General features: G+C 67.2%; 17 protein-coding genes and 1 tRNA gene. All 18 read left to right on the forward strand.

Annotated features, from left to right (window positions below):
• Positions 1 to 14: 14 nt before the first annotated feature.
• The 18 genes from E4F61_RS05555 (at position 15) to truB (ending at position 20,396) form a co-directional block, all read left to right on the forward strand.
• A complete protein-coding gene (locus tag E4F61_RS05555; protein ID WP_133478706.1) occupies positions 15 to 740 on the forward strand; it encodes an NADH-quinone oxidoreductase subunit C in 726 nt (241 codons plus the stop codon).
• Entirely contained in the window at positions 737 to 2,029 is a 1,293-nt protein-coding gene (locus E4F61_RS05560; protein ID WP_133478682.1) for an NADH-quinone oxidoreductase subunit D, read from the forward strand. The genes E4F61_RS05555 and E4F61_RS05560 overlap by 4 nt, the downstream gene beginning before the upstream one ends.
• A gap of 28 nt (positions 2,030 to 2,057) precedes the next feature.
• A complete protein-coding gene (nuoE, locus tag E4F61_RS05565) occupies positions 2,058 to 2,585 on the forward strand; it encodes an NADH-quinone oxidoreductase subunit NuoE (RefSeq protein ID WP_133478683.1) in 528 nt (175 codons plus the stop codon).
• A gap of 7 nt (positions 2,586 to 2,592) precedes the next feature.
• Positions 2,593 to 3,957, forward strand: a complete 1,365-nt coding sequence (nuoF, locus tag E4F61_RS05570; RefSeq protein WP_133478684.1) for an NADH-quinone oxidoreductase subunit NuoF — start codon at positions 2,593 to 2,595, stop codon at positions 3,955 to 3,957.
• Positions 3,954 to 6,185 carry an NADH-quinone oxidoreductase subunit NuoG gene (nuoG, locus tag E4F61_RS05575; protein WP_133478685.1) on the forward strand — a complete coding sequence of 744 codons (2,232 nt, stop codon included), beginning with the start codon at positions 3,954 to 3,956 and terminating at the stop codon, positions 6,183 to 6,185. Before nuoF ends, nuoG begins: the two co-directional genes overlap by 4 nt.
• A gap of 3 nt (positions 6,186 to 6,188) precedes the next feature.
• Positions 6,189 to 7,250: an NADH-quinone oxidoreductase subunit NuoH gene (gene nuoH / locus E4F61_RS05580; protein ID WP_133478686.1), complete on the forward strand. Its 1,062-nt coding sequence runs from the start codon at positions 6,189 to 6,191 to the stop codon at positions 7,248 to 7,250.
• Between the two features lie 16 nt (positions 7,251 to 7,266).
• Entirely contained in the window at positions 7,267 to 7,755 is a 489-nt protein-coding gene (gene nuoI / locus E4F61_RS05585) for an NADH-quinone oxidoreductase subunit NuoI (RefSeq protein WP_133478687.1), read from the forward strand.
• Positions 7,756 to 7,762: 7 nt separating this feature from the next.
• On the forward strand, positions 7,763 to 8,398 hold the full coding sequence (locus tag E4F61_RS05590; protein WP_133478688.1) for an NADH-quinone oxidoreductase subunit J: 636 nt from the start codon (positions 7,763 to 7,765) through the stop codon (positions 8,396 to 8,398).
• A gap of 5 nt (positions 8,399 to 8,403) precedes the next feature.
• Entirely contained in the window at positions 8,404 to 8,718 is a 315-nt protein-coding gene (nuoK, locus tag E4F61_RS05595; protein ID WP_133478707.1) for an NADH-quinone oxidoreductase subunit NuoK, read from the forward strand.
• A gap of 4 nt (positions 8,719 to 8,722) precedes the next feature.
• Positions 8,723 to 10,870, forward strand: coding sequence for an NADH-quinone oxidoreductase subunit L (nuoL, locus tag E4F61_RS05600; RefSeq protein WP_425480115.1), 2,148 nt, complete (start codon positions 8,723 to 8,725; stop codon positions 10,868 to 10,870).
• A 31-nt stretch (positions 10,871 to 10,901) separates the two neighbouring features.
• On the forward strand, positions 10,902 to 12,416 hold the full coding sequence (locus E4F61_RS05605; protein ID WP_133478709.1) for an NADH-quinone oxidoreductase subunit M: 1,515 nt from the start codon (positions 10,902 to 10,904) through the stop codon (positions 12,414 to 12,416).
• Positions 12,417 to 12,426: 10 nt separating this feature from the next.
• Complete coding sequence (gene nuoN, locus E4F61_RS05610; protein WP_162301418.1) at positions 12,427 to 13,881, forward strand: NADH-quinone oxidoreductase subunit NuoN; 1,455 nt, start codon at positions 12,427 to 12,429, stop codon at positions 13,879 to 13,881.
• 79 nt (positions 13,882 to 13,960) lie between these two features.
• Positions 13,961 to 14,037 (forward strand) — tRNA-Met (locus tag E4F61_RS05615).
• A gap of 157 nt (positions 14,038 to 14,194) precedes the next feature.
• Positions 14,195 to 14,803 (forward strand): ribosome maturation factor RimP, encoded by a 609-nt coding sequence (gene rimP / locus E4F61_RS05620; protein WP_133478690.1) that lies wholly within the window; start codon positions 14,195 to 14,197, stop codon positions 14,801 to 14,803.
• 7 nt (positions 14,804 to 14,810) lie between these two features.
• Positions 14,811 to 16,322 (forward strand): transcription termination factor NusA, encoded by a 1,512-nt coding sequence (nusA, locus tag E4F61_RS05625; RefSeq protein WP_133478691.1) that lies wholly within the window; start codon positions 14,811 to 14,813, stop codon positions 16,320 to 16,322.
• A gap of 126 nt (positions 16,323 to 16,448) precedes the next feature.
• The gene (gene infB / locus E4F61_RS05630) at positions 16,449 to 19,028 is read left to right on the forward strand and encodes a translation initiation factor IF-2 (RefSeq protein ID WP_133478692.1); all 2,580 of its coding nucleotides are present in this window, start codon (positions 16,449 to 16,451) and stop codon (positions 19,026 to 19,028) included.
• Complete coding sequence (gene rbfA / locus E4F61_RS05635; protein ID WP_133478693.1) at positions 19,028 to 19,420, forward strand: 30S ribosome-binding factor RbfA; 393 nt, start codon at positions 19,028 to 19,030, stop codon at positions 19,418 to 19,420. The genes infB and rbfA overlap by 1 nt, the downstream gene beginning before the upstream one ends.
• Before the next feature lie 10 nt (positions 19,421 to 19,430).
• Complete coding sequence (gene truB / locus E4F61_RS05640) at positions 19,431 to 20,396, forward strand: tRNA pseudouridine(55) synthase TruB (protein WP_133478694.1); 966 nt, start codon at positions 19,431 to 19,433, stop codon at positions 20,394 to 20,396.
• Positions 20,397 to 20,447: the final 51 nt, after the last annotated feature.

The following is a 20,447-nucleotide window of genomic DNA, read 5'->3' on the forward strand; positions in this document are numbered from 1 at the left end:
ACGACTCGGCCGCGATGCCTGTCGAGCCGGCACTTGCCGCGCGCCTGCGCGAGCGTTTCCCGTCGGGCGTCGTTTCCGTTGCGCTGCCGCGCGGCGAGACGACGCTCGAGCTGCCTCACGATCTGTGGTTCGAGGCCGCGAACGCGTTGCGCGACGAACTCGGCTTCGAACAGCTGATCGACCTTTGCGGCGTCGATTACCTCAGCTACGGCAGCGACGAGTGGGATACCAGCGTCTCCTCCGAGGGCTTCTCGCGTGGCGTCGAGGGCAAGGTGATGGGCCGCTTCGTCTGGGGCGAGCAGCCCAACGGGGAAGGCGTGGCGCCGGAGCGGCGCTACGCGGTCGTCGTGCATCTGCTTTCGGTGCAGCACAACGTCCGCCTTCGCATCCGCACGTTCGCGCCTGACGATGCCGTGCCCGCGGTGGCGTCGCTCGTGCCGGTCTGGTCCGTCGCCAACTGGTTCGAGCGCGAGGCGTTCGACCTCTACGGCATCGTCTTCGACGACCATCCGGACCTGCGTCGCATCCTGACCGACTACGGTTTCGTCGGGCATCCGTTCCGCAAGGATTTCCCCCTCATCGGCAACGTCGAGGTGCGCTACGACGCCGAGCGCCGTCGCGTCGTGTACCAGCCGGTGACGATCGAGCCGCGCGTGCTGGTGCCGCGCGTGATCCGCGACGACGCGCGATACGCGACGTCCGTCGGTGAAGCCGCGCAGCGCGCGGAGGTGAAGAAGTGAGCGCGCTTCCGAACGACGCGACCTCGGGCCTCAACAATCCCGAGATCCGCAATTACACACTGAATTTCGGCCCGCAGCACCCGGCCGCGCACGGCGTGCTGCGCCTGATCCTCGAGATGGACGGGGAAGTCGTGCGTCGCGCCGATCCGCATATCGGCCTGTTGCACCGCGCGACCGAGAAGCTCGCCGAATCCAAGCCGTACAACCAGTCGGTGCCGTACATGGACCGGCTGGATTACGTCTCGATGATGTGCAACGAGCACGCCTACGTGCGCGCCATCGAGACGCTCCTGGGCATCGAAGCCCCGGAGCGCGCGCAGTGGATCCGGACGATGTTCGACGAGATCACGCGCATCCTGAACCACCTGATGTGGCTCGGCTCCAACGCGCTCGACCTCGGCGCGATGGCGGTGTTCCTCTATGCGTTCCGCGAGCGCGAAGAGCTGATGGACGTGTACGAGGCGGTGTCGGGCGCACGCATGCACGCGGCGTACTACCGTCCGGGCGGCGTGTATCGCGACCTGCCCGATCGCATGCCCAAGTACCGCGAATCGCCTTGGCGCAAGGGCAAGAAACTCAAGCATTTCAACGAGGCGCGCGAGGGCTCGCTGCTCGACTTCATCGAGGCGTTCACGCAGGGGTTTCCAGCACGCGTCGACGAGTACGAGACGCTGCTCACCGACAATCGCATCTGGAAGCAGCGCACGGTCGGCATCGGCGTGGTGACGCCCGAGCAGGCCTACGACTGGGGCATGACCGGCCCGATGCTGCGCGGTTCCGGCGTCGCCTGGGATCTGCGGAAGACGCAGCCCTACGCGTGCTACGATCGGGTCGACTTCGACATCCCGGTCGGCAAGACCGGCGACTGCTACGACCGTTATCTCGTGCGCGTCGCCGAAATGCGCGAGTCGAATCGCATCATCCAGCAGTGCGTGAAGTGGCTCCGCGCGAATCCGGGCCCCGTGATCGTCGACAACTTCAAGGTCGCGCCGCCCAAGCGCGAAGAGATGAAGGACGACATGGAAGCCCTCATCCACCACTTCAAGCTGTTCTCGGAAGGCTACTGCGTGCCGGCGGGCGAGACCTACGCCGCCGTCGAAGCGCCGAAGGGCGAATTCGGCGTGTATGTCGTGTCGGACGGCGCGAACAAGCCCTTCCGCCTCAAGGTCCGCGCGCCCGGATTCGCGCATCTCTCGTCGATGGACGCGATCGTCAAGGGCCATATGCTCGCCGACGTCGTCGCCATGATCGGCACCTACGACATCGTTTTCGGCGAAATCGACCGCTGACGCGGCGACGCTGGGGATCGCACCTGCAATGAAAGCCACCGGCAATTTCGAGGCCTGCCAGAACGTCGACCCGATGGTCGCGCTGACGGATGCCACGCGCGCCCACATCGACCACTGGCTGGCGAAGTTCCCGGCCGATCGCCGCCGCTCGGCTGTGCTGCAGGGCCTGCACGCGGCGCAGGAGCAGAATGGCGGCTGGCTGTCGGACGAAATCATCGCCGCGGTCGCCAAGTACGTCGGCATCCCGCCGGTCTGGGCGTACGAGGTCGCGAGCTTCTACTCGATGTTCGAGACCGAGAAGGTCGGTCGTCACAACGTCGCGTTCTGCACCAACATCAGCTGCTGGCTCAACGGCGCGCAGGAGCTGGTCGAGCATGCCGAGAAGAAACTGGGCTGCAAGCTCGGCGAATCCACGGCCGACGGCCGCGTCTACCTGAAGCGCGAAGAGGAATGCCTCGCCGCCTGCTGCGGTGCGCCGGTCGTCGTCGTCAACGGGCACTACCACGAGAAGCTCGACGCCGCGAAGGTCGACGCGCTTCTGGACGGTCTGGAGTAATCGCGCGATGGCGCATTCCCACCACGACTACTCGAAGGGCTACGGCCCGGTCGGCCCGGCGCCGCAGGAGCACAACGTCGTCTACACGACGCTGCACTTCGATACGCCTTGGTCATACGACAACTACGTGCAGACCGGCGGTTACAGCGCCTGGCGCAAGATCCTTGCCGAGAAGATGGAGCCGGCGGCGATCATCGACATGGTCAAGGCGTCCGGCCTTCGCGGTCGCGGCGGCGCGGGCTTCCCGACCGGCCTGAAATGGTCGTTCATGCCCAAGGGTGCCGGGCAGAAGTACATCCTCTGCAATTCCGACGAGTCCGAGCCGGGCACGGCGAAGGACCGCGACATCCTGCGCTACAACCCGCACGCCGTCGTGGAAGGCATGGCGATCGCCTGCTACGCCACGGGATCGAGCGTCGCCTACAACTACCTGCGTGGCGAGTTCCACCACGAGCCGTTCGAGCATTTCGAACAGGCGCTCAGGGAAGCGTACGAGAACGGCCTGCTCGGCAAGAACGTGCTGGGCAGCGGTATCGACATCGATATCTACGGTGCGCTCGGTGCCGGCGCCTACATCTGCGGCGAAGAAACCGCGTTGATGGAGTCGCTGGAAGGCAAGAAGGGCCAGCCGCGCTACAAGCCGCCGTTCCCTGCGAATTTCGGCCTCTACGGCAAGCCGACGACGATCAACAACACCGAGACGTACGCGTCGGTGCCGGCGATCATCCGCAACGGCGCCGAGTGGTTCGCGAATCTCGGCAAGCCGAACAACGGCGGCCCGAAGGTGTTCTCGGTGTCGGGCCATGTCGCAAACCCGGGCAACTTCGAGATCCGCCTCGGCACGCCGTTCTCCGAGCTGCTGCAGATGGCGGGCGGCGTGCGCGGTGGACGCAAGCTCAAGGCGGTGATCCCGGGCGGCTCGTCGATGCCGGTGCTGCCGGGCGACACGATGATGTCGCTGACGATGGACTACGACGCGATCCAGAAGGCCGGTTCGGGCTTGGGCTCGGGCGCTGTCATCGTGATGGACGACACCACGTGCATGGTGCGCGCGTGCCAGCGCATCGCGCGCTTCTACTTCAAGGAGTCGTGTGGCCAGTGTACGCCGTGCCGCGAAGGCACCGGCTGGATGTACCGCATGCTCACGCGCATCGCCAACCGCGAAGCGACGCTCGACGACCTGCACATGCTGCGTGCCGCGGCGGGCCAGATCGAAGGCCACACCATCTGCGCGTTCGGCGAGGCGGCCGCATGGCCGGTGCAGGGTTTCCTCCGCCATTTCTGGCATGAATTCGAGTACGCGATCGTGAACAAGCGCTTCCTCGTCGACGACGAGGCCGCCGGCACGGTGGTGCAGAAGGTGGCCGCATGAGCGCGCAACCCGTGAACCCGAACCTGCCGCCCGACCACGTCACCGTCTTCATCGACGGCGTCGAGATGGCCGCGCCGAAGGGTTCGATGATCATCCAGGCCGCCGACAAGGCGGGCATCCCGATCCCGCGCTTCTGCTACCACGACAAGTTGAGCGTCGCGGCGAACTGCCGCATGTGCCTGGTGGAGGTCGAGAAGATGCCGAAGCCGGCACCGGCCTGCGCCACGCCGGTGATGGACGGCATGAAGGTCGTGACGCGCAGCGAGAAGGCTCTGAAGAGCCAGCGCAACGTGATGGAGTTCCTGCTGATCAACCATCCGCTCGACTGCCCGATCTGCGACCAGGGCGGCGAGTGCGAGCTCCAGGATCTGTCGATGGGCTACGGCCGATCGATCTCGCGCTTCTCCGAGCGCAAGCGCACCGTGCCGGACGAGGACATCGGTCCGCTGGTCGCCACCGAGATGACGCGCTGCATCCAGTGCACGCGCTGCGTGCGCTTCACCGCGGAAGTCGCCGGTACGTACGAGCTGGGCGGCATGTACCGCGGCGAGAACCTGCAGATCGGCACATACGACGGGAAGCCGCTGACGACCGAGCTGTCCGGCAACGTCATCGACGTCTGCCCGGTGGGCGCACTCACGAACAAGGTGTTCCAGTTCAAGGCGCGTCCGTGGGAGCTGATGGCGCGCGAGTCGCTCGGTTATCACGACGCGCTGGGCAGCAATCTGTTCCTGCACGTCCGTCGGGGCGAAGTGCTGCGCACCGTTCCGCGCGACAACGACGCCGTCAACGAGTGCTGGTTGTCGGACCGCGACCGCTATTCGCACCAGGGCCTGTACGCGGCGGACCGCGCAGTGCGCCCCATGGTGAAGGAAGCCGGGGAATGGGTGGAGACGTCGTGGGAGCAGGCGCTCGCCCGCGCCGCAGGCATCCTCCGTGACAACGGCGCCGACGACCTCGGCATGCTCGTGCATCCGTCGACCTCGAACGAGGAGGGCGCCTTGCTCGCGCGCATGGCCGATGCGCTGGGCACGGGCAATATCGATCACCGAATCGGCCAGCTCGACCTGTCCGACGGAGCGGTGGCCGCACCTTTCGAAATGCTGGTCGCGGACATCGAGGCGGCGCAGGCGATCGTCATCGTCGGCTCCAACATCCGTCACGAGCTCCCGCTCGTGCACGCGCGCATCCGCAAGGCGTGGACGCGCGGCGCGAAGGTCTACGTCGTCAACCCGGTCGACTTCGACGTCACGTTCGAGCTCGCGGGCCGCCAGATCGTGGCGCCGTCGCGGATCGCGGACGCGCTCGGTGATGCGTCGCTTCGCGAAGCCCTCGGTGGCGTCGAATCTGTCGCCATCATCGTCGGCGCCCTGGCCGAGGACGGCCCGCACGCGTCGCGCATCCGCATTGCGGCTCGCGCGCTCGCCGATGCGACGGGCGCGAAGCTCTGCCGCATTCCGCAGGGCGCCAATGCGCTCGGACTCGCGCGCCACGGCGTGTTGCCGACGTCGCTCGACGCTCGCTCGATGCTCGAGCAGCCGCGATCGGCGTACGTGCTGTACGGGATCGAGCCGGGTCTCGACTTCGCCGCTACACCCCAGGCGCTTGCGGCCCTGAACGGCGCGCAGGTCGTGGCGTTCAGCCATTTCGCCTGCGAGTCGACGCGCGCGATCGCCGACGTGATCCTGCCGATCGGCCTGCTTCCGGAGATCGACGCGACGTTGACCAATCTCGACGGTCGCGAACAGGCCACGGTCGCGGGCGGAAAGTTGCCGGACCAGGCGCGGCCGGGTTGGCGCGTGCTGCGCGCGCTGGCAAGTGAACTCGGTATTCCGGGCTTCGATTTCGTCGATCTCGCCGGCGCCCGCGCGTCTATCTCGCCGCGCGCGGTTCAGGTCGCCCGGTGCGCCGCGCCGGAGCCGGTTGCAGGGGGGCTGGAAGTCGCGGCCGCGCAGGGCATCTATCGCGTCGATGCCGTGGTCCGCCGCGCACCGGGGCTGCAGGCGCATCCGCTTAATCGCGAACCGCGCGCCTATCTCAACCCGCAGGACGCGCAGTCGCTCGGCTTGGAAACGGGCGCGGTCGGCCGCTTCGCCGTCGCGGCCGGTACGGCCAAGCTCCCGGTGGAAGTGAGTTCGAAGGTCGCGCCAGGCACGGTGTATGTCGAACGTGGCCATGCCGCGACCGCGCCGCTCGGCCATTCGCGCGTCGAAGCGGGGAGGGCCTGATCCATGGTCCATGAGGCCATCAATTCGATGCACGGCTGGTTCGACGGGTTGGGCGTTGGCGGCCAGCTCGCCTGGATCGTGCTGAAGATCCTCGTCGTGATGATGCCGGTCATCATCGCCGTCGCGTTCTACGTGGTCTGGGAACGCAAGCTGATCGGCTGGATGCACGTCCGCCACGGGCCGATGTATGTCGGCATGGGCGTGTTCCAGGCCTTCGCCGACGTGTTCAAGCTGCTGTTCAAGGAAGTCATCTCGCCCGTGCGCGCGGATCCGGTGCTTTATGTGCTGGCGCCGCTGCTCGGCCTGGCGCCGGCGTTCGCGGCGTGGGCCGTGGTGCCGTTCGACGCGAAGATGGTCATCGCGGACGTCAATGCGGGCCTGCTTTACCTGCTCGCGATGACCTCGCTCGGCGTGTACGGCATCATCCTGGCCGGCTGGGCGTCGAACTCGAAGTACGCGTTCCTCGGCGCGATGCGGTCGGCGGCGCAGGTCGTGTCGTACGAGATCGCGATGGGTTTCGCGCTGGTCGGCGTTCTGATCGCGGCCGGCAGCCTCAACCTCACCGACATCGTGATGGCGCAGTCCGGCAACGCCGGTCTGTTCGAGTGGTTCATGTGGCCGCTGCTGCCGCTGTTCGTGGTGTACTTCATTTCCGGCGTGGCGGAGACCAACCGCGCACCGTTCGACGTCGTCGAAGGCGAGTCGGAAATCGTTGCCGGCCACATGGTGGAGTACTCGGGTTCGCAGTTCGCGCTGTTCTTCCTTGCCGAATACGCGAACATGATCCTGGTCAGCTTCCTGACCGCGCTGTTCTTCCTCGGCGGCTGGCTGAGTCCCTTCCAGGGCCTCGGTATTCCGTTCCTGTCGGTCGACGGCTGGTGGTGGCTGTTCGCGAAGGTGATCTTCTTCGCCAGCGTCTTCATCTGGTTCCGTGCCTCGTTCCCGCGCTACCGCTATGACCAGATCATGCGACTCGGGTGGAAGGTGTTCATTCCGTTGACCATCGCGTGGATCTGCGCCACCGCGCTGATGGCGTACTACGGCGTTTTCGTGCCCTTCAAGTGACGGACGCCCGAACCCCATGAACCGCATTACGTCCTACTTCAAGAGCCTGCTGCTCATCGAGTTGATGCAGGGCCTGTGGCTGACGCTGAAGTACCTCTTCAAGCCGAAGTACACGGTCATGTACCCGATGGAGAAGATCCCGCAATCGCACCGCTTCCGCGGGATCCACGCGCTGCGTCGCTATCCCAATGGCGAGGAGCGCTGCATCGCCTGCAAGCTCTGCGAGGCGGTCTGCCCAGCGCTGGCGATCACCATCGACTCGGAGAAGCGCGAGGACGGCACGCGGCGCACCACGCGCTACGACATCGACCTGTTCAAGTGCATCTACTGCGGGTTCTGCGAGGAGTCCTGCCCGGTGGACTCGATCGTCGAGACGCACGTTCTCGAGTACCACTTCGATACGCGCGGCCAGAACATCGTGACCAAGCCGCAGTTGCTGGCTATCGGCGACCGCCTCGAGTCCGAACTTGCCGAGCGCCGCTCGGCCGACGCGGCCTACCGCTGAGGACACCATGGACTTCGCGCAGATCGCCTTCCTCCTGTTCGCCGCCACGGCCGTCGTCGCCGCGGGTGCGGTCATCACGCTCCGCAACCCGGTGCACGCCGTGCTGTGCCTGGTGCTGACGTTCTTCTCCGTCGCCTGCACGTGGATCGTCGCTGGTGCCGAGTTTCTCGGCGTGGCGCTCATCCTGGTCTACGTGGGCGCGGTGATGGTGCTCTTCATGTTCGTGGTGATGATGCTCGACATTGACGTTGCACCGCTGCGTCGCCATTTCGTGCGCTTCCTGCCCGTCGGCCTGACGGTCGCGGTGGTGATGCTCGCGGAGATCGTCACGCTCATCGGCGTGCGCGCCAACATGGCCGCGCGGTTCACCGATGAGCCGGCCTCCGGCGACGTACCGAACACCGTGTGGCTGGCCCGCACGCTGTTCAGCGAGTTCGTGCTCCCGTTCGAAGTGGCGGCCGTGATCCTCACGGTTGCGGTCGTGGCAGCCGTCATGCTGACCCTGCGGCACCGCGGAGGTGTGCGGCAGCAGGATCCGACGTGGCAGTCGAGCGTCCGCGCCGCTGATCGGGTGCGCATGGTGCGCATGGCGCCGGTCCGGTCCGCGGCGCCGTCGGTCGAGAAGTCGGGGGGTGAGGCATGAACCTGATGGCGAACGGCGTGACGCTGGGCCATTACCTCGCATTGGGCGCGGTGCTCTTCTGCATCAGCGTCGCGGGGATCTTCCTCAATCGCCGCAACATCATCGTGCTGCTCATGTCGATCGAGCTCATGCTGCTCTCGGTCAACGTGAACTTCGTGGGGTTTTCCCGCTACCTCGGCGACGCGTCGGGCCAGGTGTTCGTGTTCTTCATCCTGACCGTCGCAGCGGCCGAGGCCGCCATCGGCCTGGCGATTCTCGTCACGCTGTTCCGCAACCGGCGCACGATCAACGTCGCCGAAATCGATTCGATGAAGGGTTGATCCGATGCCTGGAGTGGACCACCCGATCTCCCGCAGCCTGCTCGTCGCGATCGTCCTCGCGCCGCTGATCGGCTCGATCCTCGCCGGCCTTTTCGGCCGTCGGATCGGCCGCGCCGGCGCGCACTGGGCGACGATCCTCGGCGTGGCGACCAGCTGCGTGCTGTCCATCAGCGTGCTCTGGCAGCTGGTGGGGCAGGGCGCGCCGCCGTTCAACGAGAACCTCTACACGTGGTTCGACATCGGCGGCTTCCAGGCGCACGTCGGCTTCATGGTCGACAAGCTGACGGCGATGATGATGGTCGTCGTGACGTTCGTGTCGCTGCTCGTGCACATCTACACGATCGGCTACATGCACGAGGACCCCGGCTACCAGCGGTTCTTCAGCTACATCTCGCTGTTCACCTTCTCGATGCTCATGCTCGTCATGAGCAACAACTTCCTGCAGCTGTTCTTCGGCTGGGAAGCGGTGGGCCTGGTCTCGTACCTGCTCATCGGCTTCTGGTTCAAGAAGCCCACGGCCGTCTTCGCGAACCTCAAGGCGTTCCTGGTCAACCGCGTCGGCGACTTCGGGTTCCTGCTCGGCATCGCGCTGGTGCTGCTCGCGTTCGGCTCGCTCGACTACGGCACCGTGTTCGCGCGCGTGCCGACCATGGCGGGTCGCGCGCTCGGCGACCTGTTCAACCACGGCGGCGCGGCGACGGGCATGTGGTCCTGGTCGGTCATGACCGTCGCGTGCATCTGCCTCTTCATCGGCGCGATGGGCAAGTCCGCGCAGGTGCCGCTGCACGTCTGGCTGCCGGATTCGATGGAAGGCCCGACGCCGATCTCCGCCCTGATCCATGCGGCGACGATGGTGACCGCCGGCATCTTCATGGTCGCGCGCATGTCGCCGCTGTTCGAGATGAGCCAGACGGCGCTGAATTTCGTGCTGTTCATCGGCGCAACGACCGCGTTCTTCACCGGCCTGATCGGCATGGTGCAGTACGACATCAAGCGCGTCGTCGCGTATTCGACGCTCTCGCAGCTCGGCTACATGACCGTCGCGCTGGGCGTGTCGGCGTACTCGGCCGCGGTGTTCCACCTGATGACGCACGCCTTCTTCAAGGCGCTGCTGTTCCTGGCCGCGGGCTCCGTGATCATCGGCATGCACCACGAGCAGGACATGCGGAAGATGGGCGGGCTGCGGAAGTACATGCCCATCACGTACTGGACGAGCCTGATCGGCACGCTGGCGCTGGTCGCGACGCCGTTCTTCAGCGGGTTCTACTCGAAGGACATGATCATCGAGGCGGCCAAGCTCGCCGCCAAGCACCGTCACTCCGCAATCGCCACGTACGCGTACTGGGCGGTACTGCTCGGTGCCTTCGTCACGTCGTTCTACAGCTTCCGCCTGCTTTACATGACGTTCCACGGCAGGGAGCGCTTCCGTGACGCCGCTCCGTCGGATGCCCATCTCAACGTGGACGCGCATGGCGCGCAGACCCTGCACGAGCCTCTGGACGACGACGGCCACGGTCATCACGACGGCCACCACGGTCCGGTCGAGCCGCACGAGTCGCCGTGGGTGGTGACGCTGCCGCTGGTGCTGCTCGCCATTCCGTCGATGCTCGTCGGCTTCTTCACCGCGGGACCGATGCTGTTCGGCACCGACTGGAGCGGGCGCGTCAAGCAACTGCCGTTCTTCCTCGGCGCGATCGATCTGCAGCCCGCCCGCGACACGATGGCGCACCTGGCCGCGGAAGACTGGCACGGACCCGTCAAGCTCGCGCTGCATGGCTTCCTCGGCCCGGCGTTCTGGCTGACGTTCGCCGGTTTCGCGCTCGCCACGGTCATGTACCTGTGGAAGCCGGAGCTCGCCACCAAGGCGCGGCGCATGTTCGCTTGGCCGGTACGCGTGCTCGAGAACAAGTACGGCTTCGACAATCTCTGGATCGACGGCTTCGCCGGGGGCGGCATCGGACTCGGTCGCGTCTCGCGCATGTTCGACAGCGGCGTCATCGATGGCGTCGCCGTGAATGGCAGCGCCCGCGTGGTCGATGTCGTCGCGCGCCTGTCCCGTCGCCTGCAGTCGGGCTACCTCTACCACTACGCATTCGCGATGATCGTCGGCCTGATCCTGCTCCTGGCCTTCATCATCCGCGGCTGGCACTGACCTAAGGGACCGCGACGTGAGCCCCGAGCCCTTGAACGGGACCTTTCCCCTGCTGAGCCTCCTCATCTGGCTGCCGATCCTCGCCGGCGTCATCACGCTCGCCATTGGCAACGCGCGGCCGAACGCGGCCCGCTGGTTCGCGGTCGCCAGCGCGGTCCTGGTGTTCGCACTCACCATCCCGCTGTTCACCGGCTTCGACTACGCGAATCCGGGGATGCAGTTCGAGGAGGCGCGCATCTGGATCCGCAGCTACGACATCCAGTACCACGTCGGCATCGACGGCATCTCGGCCGCGCTCATTGCGCTGACGACGTTCACGTCGGTCCTGGTGCTGGTGGGTGCCTGGGGCTCGGTCGACCAGCGGGTGAGCCAGTACTACGCCGCCTTCCTGATTCTGGAGGGGTTGATGGTCGGCGTGTTCTCCGCGCTCGACTCGATGCTGTTCTATGTCTTCTTCGAAGGCATGCTGATCCCGATGTTCATCATCATCGGCGTCTGGGGCGGCCCGCGCCGCGTGTACGCGTCGGTGAAGTTCTTCCTCTACACCTTCCTTGGCTCGCTGTTCATGCTGGTCGGGCTGATCTACCTGTACCTGAAGGGCGGCAGCTGGCAGCTCACGGACATGTACGCGCTGCCGCTGTCGATGCATGAGCAGACCTGGCTCTTCTTCGCATTCTTCATCGCCTTCGCGGTGAAGGTGCCGATGTTCCCGGTCCATACGTGGTTGCCCGACGCGCACGTCGAGGCGCCCACCGCCGGCTCGGTCGTGCTGGCCGCGATCATGTTGAAGATCGGCGGGTACGGCTTCCTGCGCTTCGCGCTGCCGATCGTGCCGGATGCGAGCTGGGCGTGGGCATGGCTGCCGCTCGCACTGAGCATCGTCGCCGTGATCTACGTCGGCCTCGTCGCGCTGGTCCAGGACGACATGAAGAAGCTGATCGCCTATTCGTCGATCGCCCACATGGGCTTCGTGACGATCGGTACCTTCATCGCGCTCAGCCTCGTGCGCGAGTCGTCCAATCCGATCGGTGCCGAGCTCGGCCTGCAGGGTGCGATGGTGCAGATGATCAGCCACGGCTTCGTGTCGGGTGCGATGTTCAGCTGCGTGGGCGTTCTCTACGACCGCATGCACAGCCGCATGATCCGCGACTACGGCGGCGTCGCGAACGTCATGCCGTGGTTCGCCGCCTTCATGGTGTTCTTCGCCATGGCCAATGCCGGCCTCCCGGGCACGTCGGGCTTCGTCGGCGAGTTCATGGTCATCCTGGCCAGCTTCCAGAAGAGTCCGCTGCTCGCGTTCGGTGCCGCCTTCACCCTGATCATCGGCGCGGCCTACACGTTATGGCTGGTGAAGCGCGTCGTCTGGGGCGAGGTCGGCAACGCTCACGTCGCGGAACTTACCGACATCAACCGCCGCGAGGGCTTCGTGCTCGGCGCGTTCGCGGTCGGCGTGCTGCTGCTGGGCCTCTGGCCGAAGCCGCTCACCGACCTGATGCAGCCTTCGATCGCGCAGCTCGCCAAGCAGATCGAGTCGTCCAAGCTGTAATGCCGACGGAATACCGCCGCCCATGATCGCCAACCTGCCCGACGCCACCGAACTGCTGCCGCTCCTTCCGGAGATGGTGCTGACCGGCGCGGCGTTCGCCCTGCTGATGCTCGACCTGTTCCTCGACGAGCGTCGCAGGATCGCCACCCACGGGCTCGCCGTGCTCGCGCTCGTTGTCACCGCCGTGATGGTGGTGGCGGGCGTCGGAGGCCACGGCACGACGCTCGGCGGCATGTTCGTCCGCGACACCGCGGCCGAGGTGCTGAAGGTGGCGGTGCTCGTCGTGTCCGCGTTCTCGATGCTGTACATCTGGCCCTTCCTGCGCGCGCGTTCGCTGTACCGCGGCGAAGTCGGCGTCCTGGTGCTGTTCGCGACCGTCGGCATGATGCTGCTCGTGTCGGCGGGGAGCCTGGTCATGGTGTACCTCGGGCTCGAGATGCTCGCGCTGTGCTCCTACGCGCTGGTGGCCATCGACCGCGACAGCCCGCTCGCCTCCGAAGCGGCCATCAAGTACTTCGTGCTTGGCTCTCTCGCCTCCGGCCTGCTGCTGTACGGCATGTCCCTGGTCTACGGCGCGACGGGCACGCTTGACCTCACGGCCATCGCGAACGCGATCGCGGGCGGCGAGGGCTCCACGATGCTGGTGACCGGCGTGGTGTTCATGCTGGCCGGCGTCGCGTTCAAATTCGGCGGGGCGCCGTTCCACATGTGGCTGCCCGACGTGTACACGGGTGCGCCGACGCCGATCACGCTGTTCATCGGCTCCGCGCCCAAGCTCGCGACCTTCGGCATGGCCTACCGGCTGTTCGAAGTCGGCGCCGGCGGCCTCGACGACAAGTGGCGCCTGCTCGTGGCGGTGATCGCGGTGGCGTCGCTGGCCATCGGCAATCTGGCCGCGATGGTGCAGTCCAATCTGAAGCGCATGCTCGCGTACTCGACGGTCTCGCACGTCGGCTTCCTGTTCATGGGTATTGCGGGCGGCGGTTCGCAGGGTTTCGCGGCCGCGATGTTCTACGCGATCAGCTACGCGCTCATGGCGGTGGCGGCGTTCGGCACGATCGTCGTGATGTCGTCGCGCGGGTTCGAGGCCGATCTCATCGACGACTACCGCGGCCTCAACGCGCGCAGTCCCTGGCTCGCCGGGCTCGTCCTGTGCGTCATGGCGTCGCTGGCCGGCCTGCCGCCGTTCCTCGGCTTCTGGGCGAAGCTCGCGGTGCTGCGCGCGGCGCTCGACGGCGGCATGCTGTGGCTCGCCATCGTCGGCGTGGTTTTCGCCGTCGTCGGCGCGTTCTATTACCTCCGCGTGGTGAAGGCGATGTACTTCGATGCACCGGTCGCCGACGCGCCCGACGTGGTTGCCGGACGGCCGCTGCGCGCGGTATTCGCGGTCAATGCGTTGGGGCTGCTGGCGCTGGGTATCGCGTGGAACCCGGTCATGGCGTGGTGTCAGCGCGCGTTTGCCTGAGTCTTCGCCGAACGATGCCGATCGGTGCGTGATTCAGGCTTGCGCGGAATCCGTGACCGACATACAATCGTCGGCCTGATGCGGGGTGGAGCAGTCTGGCAGCTCGTCGGGCTCATAACCCGAAGGTCGCAGGTTCAAATCCTGCCCCCGCTACCACATTGATCCGGCGGCAAAGCGGTTCGCCGACGGATGAATGCTTGGGCTCGACGATCGCGGCTCCACGTGATCGACCGACATCCAGCAGTACCGGACAAGGGGCCCAATGGGCCCCTTGTTGTTTTCGGATGCGGCGTAAAGCCACCGGAGGGATCGCATGGCGGACAAAGCCACCCAAATCGCTGGCCTGCTTGCGCCGACGGTCGAGGCTCTTGGCCTCGAGCTGATCGGTATCGAGTACCTGCCGTCGCCGGGCGGCGCGATGCTGCGCCTCTACATCGACGTCCCGCAGGCCGACGCGGCCGCCGGGCGCCTGGTCGGGATCGAGGACTGCGAGTCAGTGAGCCGCGAGGTGTCCGCGCAGCTCGATGTCGAGGACCCGATCACGAGTCATTACACGCTCGAGGTCTCGTCGCCGGGCGTCGACCGTCCGCTCTTCACGGCAGCGCATTTCGCGCGCTTCGCCGGTGAGGAAGCGAAGGTGACCCTGAAGCTGCCTCAGGACGGACGTCGCCGACTGCAGGGTCGCATCGCCGCCGTCGAGGGCGAGACCGTGCGGATGGAGGTCGAAGGCGTGGCCGGCCAGACCGTCGCGGTCGACGTGGCGATCGGCAATGTCGAGAAGGCCCGCCTGGTGCCCGACTGGACCGCTCTGGGCTTCGCACCGAGCAAGGAATCGAAGGGCCGGAGCGGCAAGGCCGCCAAGGCACCGAAGAAGCAAGCCAACCCTAAGCCGGCGGCCGAAGGCCCGACCGAGGCGGAGTAATCGAGAGATGAGCAAGGAACTTCTGATGGTCGTGGACGCGGTCGCCAACGAGAAGGGCGTCCCCCGCGACGTCATTTTCGAGGCGATCGAAGCGGCGCTGGCCTCGGCCGCGAAAAAGCGCTACCACGACGAGGACGTGCTGGTGCGCGTCGCCATCGACCGCAAGGACGGCAGCTACGAGACGTTCCGCCGCATGGAGGTCGTCGCCGACGACGTCGTGATGGAGTCGCCCGATCGGCAGATCCGCCTGATGGATGCCGTCGACGAAGTCGAGGGCGTCGAAGTCGGCGACTTCATCGAGGAACAGGTCGAGAACGCCGAGTTCGGCCGCATCGCCGCGCAGGCCGCGAAGCAGGTCATCGTGCAGAAGGTGCGCGAGGCCGAGCGCCAGCAGGTCATCGACGCATGGAAGGATCGCGTCGGCGAGCTCGTCACCGGCATCGTCAAGCGCGTGGAGCGCGGCAACATCTACGTCGACCTGGGCGGCAACGCCGAGGCGATCATTCCGAAGGACAAGGGCATCCCGCGCGACGTGCTGCGTACCGGCGACCGCGTGCGCGGCTACCTGTTCGACGTGCGCCCGGAGCCGCGCGGCCCGCAGATCTTCATCAGCCGCGCCGCGCCCGAATTCATGATGGAGCTGTTCAAGCTCGAAGTGCCGGAAGTCGGGCAGGGCCTGGTCACGATCCGCGCCTGCGCCCGCGACCCGGGCGACCGCGCGAAGATCGCGGTGCTTGCGCACGACAACCGCACCGATCCGATCGGCGCATGCATCGGCATGCGCGGCTCGCGCGTGCAGGCCGTGAGCAACGAGCTCAACGGCGAGCGCGTCGACATCATCCTGTGGTCGGATAACCCGGCGCAGTTCGTGATCAACGCGATGGCGCCGGCGGAAGTGCAGTCGATCGTCGTCGACGAGGACAAGCACTCGATGGACCTCGCGGTCGCCGAAGAGCGCCTCGCGCAGGCGATCGGCAAGGGCGGCCAGAACGTGCGCCTCGCCAGCCGGCTGACCGGCTGGCAGCTCAACGTCATGACGGCGGACCAGGTGCAGGCCAAGAGCGAGGCCGAGCAGGCCGCGTCGCGCGCGCTGTTCCAGGAAAAGCTCGAGGTCGACGAGGAAATCGCCGGCATCCTGGTGTCGGAAGGCTTCAACACGGTCGAGGAAATCGCCTACGTACCGGTCGGCGAGCTGCTGGCGATCGAGGGCTTCGACGAGGACATCGTCGAGGAGCTGCGTTCGCGCGCCCGCGACTCGCTGCTCAACGACGCGCTGGCCGAAGAGGAGTCGCTGGAAGGCCAGATGCCGTCCGACGACCTGCTCGCGCTCGAAGGCATGGACGAGGCAACCGCGCATGCGCTCGCCGGCCACGGCATCCGCACCAGCGAGGACCTGTCCGAGCTCGGCGCGGACGAGGTGGTCGAATTCGGCATCGACGGGCTGGACGAGGAACGCGCCGCGGCGCTGATCCTGGCCGCCCGCGCCGAGGAGATCGCCCGGTTGGAGCGCGGCGAGTAAGCCGCCCCGCGGTCGTCGGCGCGCCCGACGGCCGCTTGGCGGTACCGGCGGGGCGCCCGCCCCGGCCGCGCTAGAATTCAATGGATACGCCCGGCCCCGGCCGCGCCACGAGAACACGGAAACCGAATGTCGCAGCAAACCACGATTCGCAAGCTTGCCGAGCTGGTCAACACGCCGGTCGAGACGCTGCTGGAACAGCTGGCGGAAGCCGGCATGAAGTTCAGTGGCCCCGACCAGGTGGTGACGAGCATCGAGAAGGTGAAGCTGCTCGGCTTCCTGAAGCGTGCGCACGGCAAGGCCGACACGGCCGCGGCCGAAGCCGACGCGCCGAAGAAGATCACGCTCAACCGCACCCGGAAGCAGGAAATCACCGTGGGCGGTGGCGGCAAGGCGAAGGCGACGGTCGACGTCGTCGTTCGCAAGAAGGTCACGCTGGTGCGCTCGGACGAGGCGGGCGGTGGCCCGACCGACGAGCGCAGCGAGATCCTGCGCAAGCTCGAGGAGTCGCGTCAGCGCAACCTCGAGGAGCAGCAGCGCCTGGCCGAGTCCGACCGCAAGCGCGCCGAGGAGCTCGAGCGCGTCCGCCGTGAAGCGGCCGAAGCCGAACAGGCGCGCCTCGAAGCCGAGCGCATCGCCAAGGCAGCCGCGGAAGGCGATGCCGAGGTCCGCAAGCCGGCGGGCGGCCATGGCCGCCCCGCGCCGCGCGCGGCGGAGCCGGCGCGCGCACCGGCGCACGATGCCAAGCACAAGACGCGCGGTTCGCACGCGATGGTCGCCGGCGTCGAGGACGACGATCGCGCCAGCCGCTTCGCGGGCCAGATGCACCTGAGCGCGGCCGATCGCGCGCGCCGGGGTGCAGGCGGTCGCGGCAAGCCGAAGCCGGCCGGCCGTCGTCAGCTGGACCAGTCGCGCACCGGTTCGGGCTTCATGCGCCCGACCGCACCGGTCCGGCGCGAAGTCGCGATCGGCGAGACGATCACCGTCGCCGAGCTCGCGCAGAAGCTGGCGCTGAAGGGCGGCGACGTCGTCAAGGCGCTCTTCAAGATGGGCGTGATGGCGACGATCAACCAGACCGTCGACCACGACACGGCCGTGCTCGTGACCGAGGAGCTGGGCCATACCGCGGTCCGCGCCAGTGACACCACCGCCGAGGACCTGCTGATCGCGCACGTCGAGGAAGGCCAGGGCGAGAAGGCCCCGCGTCCGCCGGTCGTCACGATCATGGGCCACGTCGACCACGGCAAGACCTCGCTGCTCGACTACATCCGACGCACGAAGGTCGCGTCGGGCGAGGCGGGCGGCATCACGCAGCATATCGGCGCGTACCACGTCGAGACGCCGAGGGGCGTCATCAGCTTCCTCGATACCCCGGGCCACGCGGCGTTCTCCGCCATGCGTGCCCGCGGCGCGAAGCTGACCGACGTCGTGGTGCTGGTGGTCGCGGCCGACGACGGCGTCATGCCGCAGACCATCGAGGCCGTGCAGCACGCGAAAGCCGCGGGCGTGCCGCTCGTGGTCGCGATCAACAAGATCGACAAGTCCGATGCCGATCCGAGCCGCGTGAAGAACGAGCTGCTCGCGCACGACGTCGTGGCCGAGGAATTCGGCGGCGACACGCAGATGGTCGAGCTTTCCGCCAAGACCGGCGCGGGCGTCGACGAACTGCTCGACGCGCTGGCGCTGCAGGCCGAAGTGCTCGAGCTGCGCGCCGTGCCGACTGGCCGCGCGACGGGCGTCGTCATCGAGTCGTCGCTCGACAAGGGCCGTGGCCCGGTCGCGACGGTGCTCGTGCAGCAGGGCGAACTGCAGAAGGGCGACTATGTCGTCTGCGGCGTGCAGTACGGCCGCGTTCGCGCGCTGTTCGACGAGAACGGACAGCAGGTGCAGTCGGCGGGACCGTCGATCCCGGTGCAGGTGCTCGGCCTGTCGGGCGTGCCTGACGCGGGCGACGACCTCGTCGTCGTCGAGGACGAGCGTCTCGCCAAGGACGTTGCACAGCAGCGCGATACCAAGCGCCGCGAGCATCGCCTCGTGGCACAGGGCGGCAACCGCATGGAGGACATCCTCGCCCAGATGGGCGAGGGCGCCGGCCAGCTCACGCTCAACCTCGTCGTCAAGGCGGACGTGCAGGGCTCCGTCCAGGCACTCCGCGACGCGCTGACCGGCCTGTCGAACGACCAGATCCGCATCAACGTGATCGGCTCGGGCGTGGGCGGTATCACCGAGTCGGATGCCCAGCTCGCGGCGACGTCGAAGGCCACGATCATCGGCTTCAACGTGCGTGCGGACGCGACGGCGCGCAAGGTCATCGAGAACCAGGGCGTGGACCTGCGCTACTTCTCGATCATCTACGACGTCATCGACCAGGTGAAGCAGATCGCGTCGGGCGTGCTCGGCAAGGAAATCCGCGAGGAGATCATCGGTACCGCCGAGGTTCGCGACGTGTTCCGCTCGTCGAAGTTCGGCGCGGTCGCCGGCTGCATGGTCATCGAGGGCGTCATCCGTCGCGGCAAGCCGATCCGCGTGTTGCGCCAGCAGACGGTCATCTTCGAAGGCGAGCTGGAATCGCTGCGTCGCTTCAAGGAGAACGTGGACGAAGTGCGCAACGGCACGGAGTGCGGCATCGGCGTCAAGGCGTACAACGACGTCAAGCCCGGTGACCAGATCGAGTGCTTCGAGCGCATCGAAGTCCAGCGCACGCTCTGATGCCGTCCAAGAGCTTCCATCGCACCGACCGCGTGGCCGCCCAGCTCCGTCGCGAGCTGGGCACGCTGGTACACGAGGCCGTCCGCGAACGCGGACTGCCGTCGGTCAGCGTGTCGGACGTTGAAGTCACGCGGGACATGGCCCACGCGAAGGTCTTCGTGACCGCGCTCCAGCCCGAGCGCGCGGACGAAGCGATGAAGGGCCTGAAGGACGTGGCGAAGCAGATCCGCTACGAACTCGGGCGTGCGATGAAGTTGCGCCACGTGCCGGAACTGCATTTCCACTACGACGCATCCTTCGATCGCGGCGAGCGCATCGACCAGCTGCTGCAGGCGAATCCGCCGATCGACGACGCAGCGGAGGGCGATACGTCCCCCGCGCGCGACGCCTGATCCCCGACCGGTGAACGGCAAGACGCGGTTCCGTCGGCTCGACGGCATCCTGCTGCTCGACAAGCCGTCGGGCATGAGCTCGAACCAGGCGCTCCAGCGCGTCCGTCACCTGTTCCGCGCCGAGAAGGCCGGACACACCGGCAGCCTCGATCCGCTGGCGACCGGCCTGCTGCCGGTCTGCTTCGGCGAGGCGACGAAGATCGCGGGCCTGCTGCTCGGGTCGCGCAAGGGCTACGAAACCGTTGCCCGACTGGGCATCACCACGGATACCGACGACGCCGACGGCAGCGTACTGCGCGAGCGGCCGGTGCCGGTGCTGGACCCCGTGGCGCTCGATGCTGCCCTTGCGAGGTTCCTGGGGCGGATTCGCCAGCGCGCGCCCATCTACTCGGCGCTCAAGCAGGGCGGCGAGGCGCTCTACGCGAAGGCGCGGCGAGGCGAGGCAGTGGACGCGCCGGAACGCGACGTCGACGTGGACGTCTTTCGAGTCGTGGAGCGCGGCGAGGGCTGGCTGAGGCTGTACGTCGAATGCGGATCGGGCACGTACGTGCGCAGCCTGGTGCGCGACCTCGGTGAGGCGCTGGGCTGCGGTGCGCACGTCGCCGAACTGCGCCGGCTTTGGGTGGAACCGTTCGGCGCACCCGTCATGCATACGCTGGCGGACCTGCAGGCGGCCGATGCAGGCGCGCTCGACAGTCGCCTGTTGCCGATCGACGTGGGCCTGGCGGGCTTTCCGCAACGCCTGCTTGACGACACCGCGGCCCGCCGCTTCGGGCACGGCCAGACGGTACCGGATCCGTCCGAAGCGGCCGCGAGCCCGGCTCCAGCCGCGCGCCCGTCCAGCGCCGGCAGCCACGGCGGCAGTGATCTCATGGTCGTGCGTGGCCCGGACGGACGGCTGCTGGGTCTCGCGGCGCCGCTGGACGGCATGCTGAAACCGCAACGTCTCTTCAACTGGGCGGCCGACGCCGCCTAGCGGCCGGTGCCACTGTCCGCCTTGTTGGGGCCGACCCCCGGCGGCTACAAT

It is taken from the genome of Cognatilysobacter segetis (assembly GCF_004359965.1).
Lineage (GTDB): Bacteria > Pseudomonadota > Gammaproteobacteria > Xanthomonadales > Xanthomonadaceae > Cognatilysobacter > Cognatilysobacter segetis.

What these genes read in the sequence shown, in the direction of transcription:
- E4F61_RS05555 (WP_133478706.1), top strand. Translation starts at nt 15, where the DNA reads ATGCCTGTCGAGCCGGCACTTGCCGCGCGCCTGCGCGAGCGTTTCCCG.
- nuoE (WP_133478683.1), top strand. Translation starts at nt 2,058, where the DNA reads ATGAAAGCCACCGGCAATTTCGAGGCCTGCCAGAACGTCGACCCGATG.
- nuoF (WP_133478684.1), top strand. Translation starts at nt 2,593, where the DNA reads ATGGCGCATTCCCACCACGACTACTCGAAGGGCTACGGCCCGGTCGGC.
- nuoG (WP_133478685.1), top strand. Translation starts at nt 3,954, where the DNA reads ATGAGCGCGCAACCCGTGAACCCGAACCTGCCGCCCGACCACGTCACC.
- nuoH (WP_133478686.1), top strand. Translation starts at nt 6,189, where the DNA reads ATGGTCCATGAGGCCATCAATTCGATGCACGGCTGGTTCGACGGGTTG.
- nuoI (WP_133478687.1), top strand. Translation starts at nt 7,267, where the DNA reads ATGAACCGCATTACGTCCTACTTCAAGAGCCTGCTGCTCATCGAGTTG.
- E4F61_RS05590 (WP_133478688.1), top strand. Translation starts at nt 7,763, where the DNA reads ATGGACTTCGCGCAGATCGCCTTCCTCCTGTTCGCCGCCACGGCCGTC.
- nuoK (WP_133478707.1), top strand. Translation starts at nt 8,404, where the DNA reads ATGGCGAACGGCGTGACGCTGGGCCATTACCTCGCATTGGGCGCGGTG.
- nuoL (WP_425480115.1), top strand. Translation starts at nt 8,723, where the DNA reads ATGCCTGGAGTGGACCACCCGATCTCCCGCAGCCTGCTCGTCGCGATC.
- rimP (WP_133478690.1), top strand. Translation starts at nt 14,195, where the DNA reads ATGGCGGACAAAGCCACCCAAATCGCTGGCCTGCTTGCGCCGACGGTC.
- nusA (WP_133478691.1), top strand. Translation starts at nt 14,811, where the DNA reads ATGAGCAAGGAACTTCTGATGGTCGTGGACGCGGTCGCCAACGAGAAG.
- infB (WP_133478692.1), top strand. Translation starts at nt 16,449, where the DNA reads ATGTCGCAGCAAACCACGATTCGCAAGCTTGCCGAGCTGGTCAACACG.
- rbfA (WP_133478693.1), top strand. Translation starts at nt 19,028, where the DNA reads ATGCCGTCCAAGAGCTTCCATCGCACCGACCGCGTGGCCGCCCAGCTC.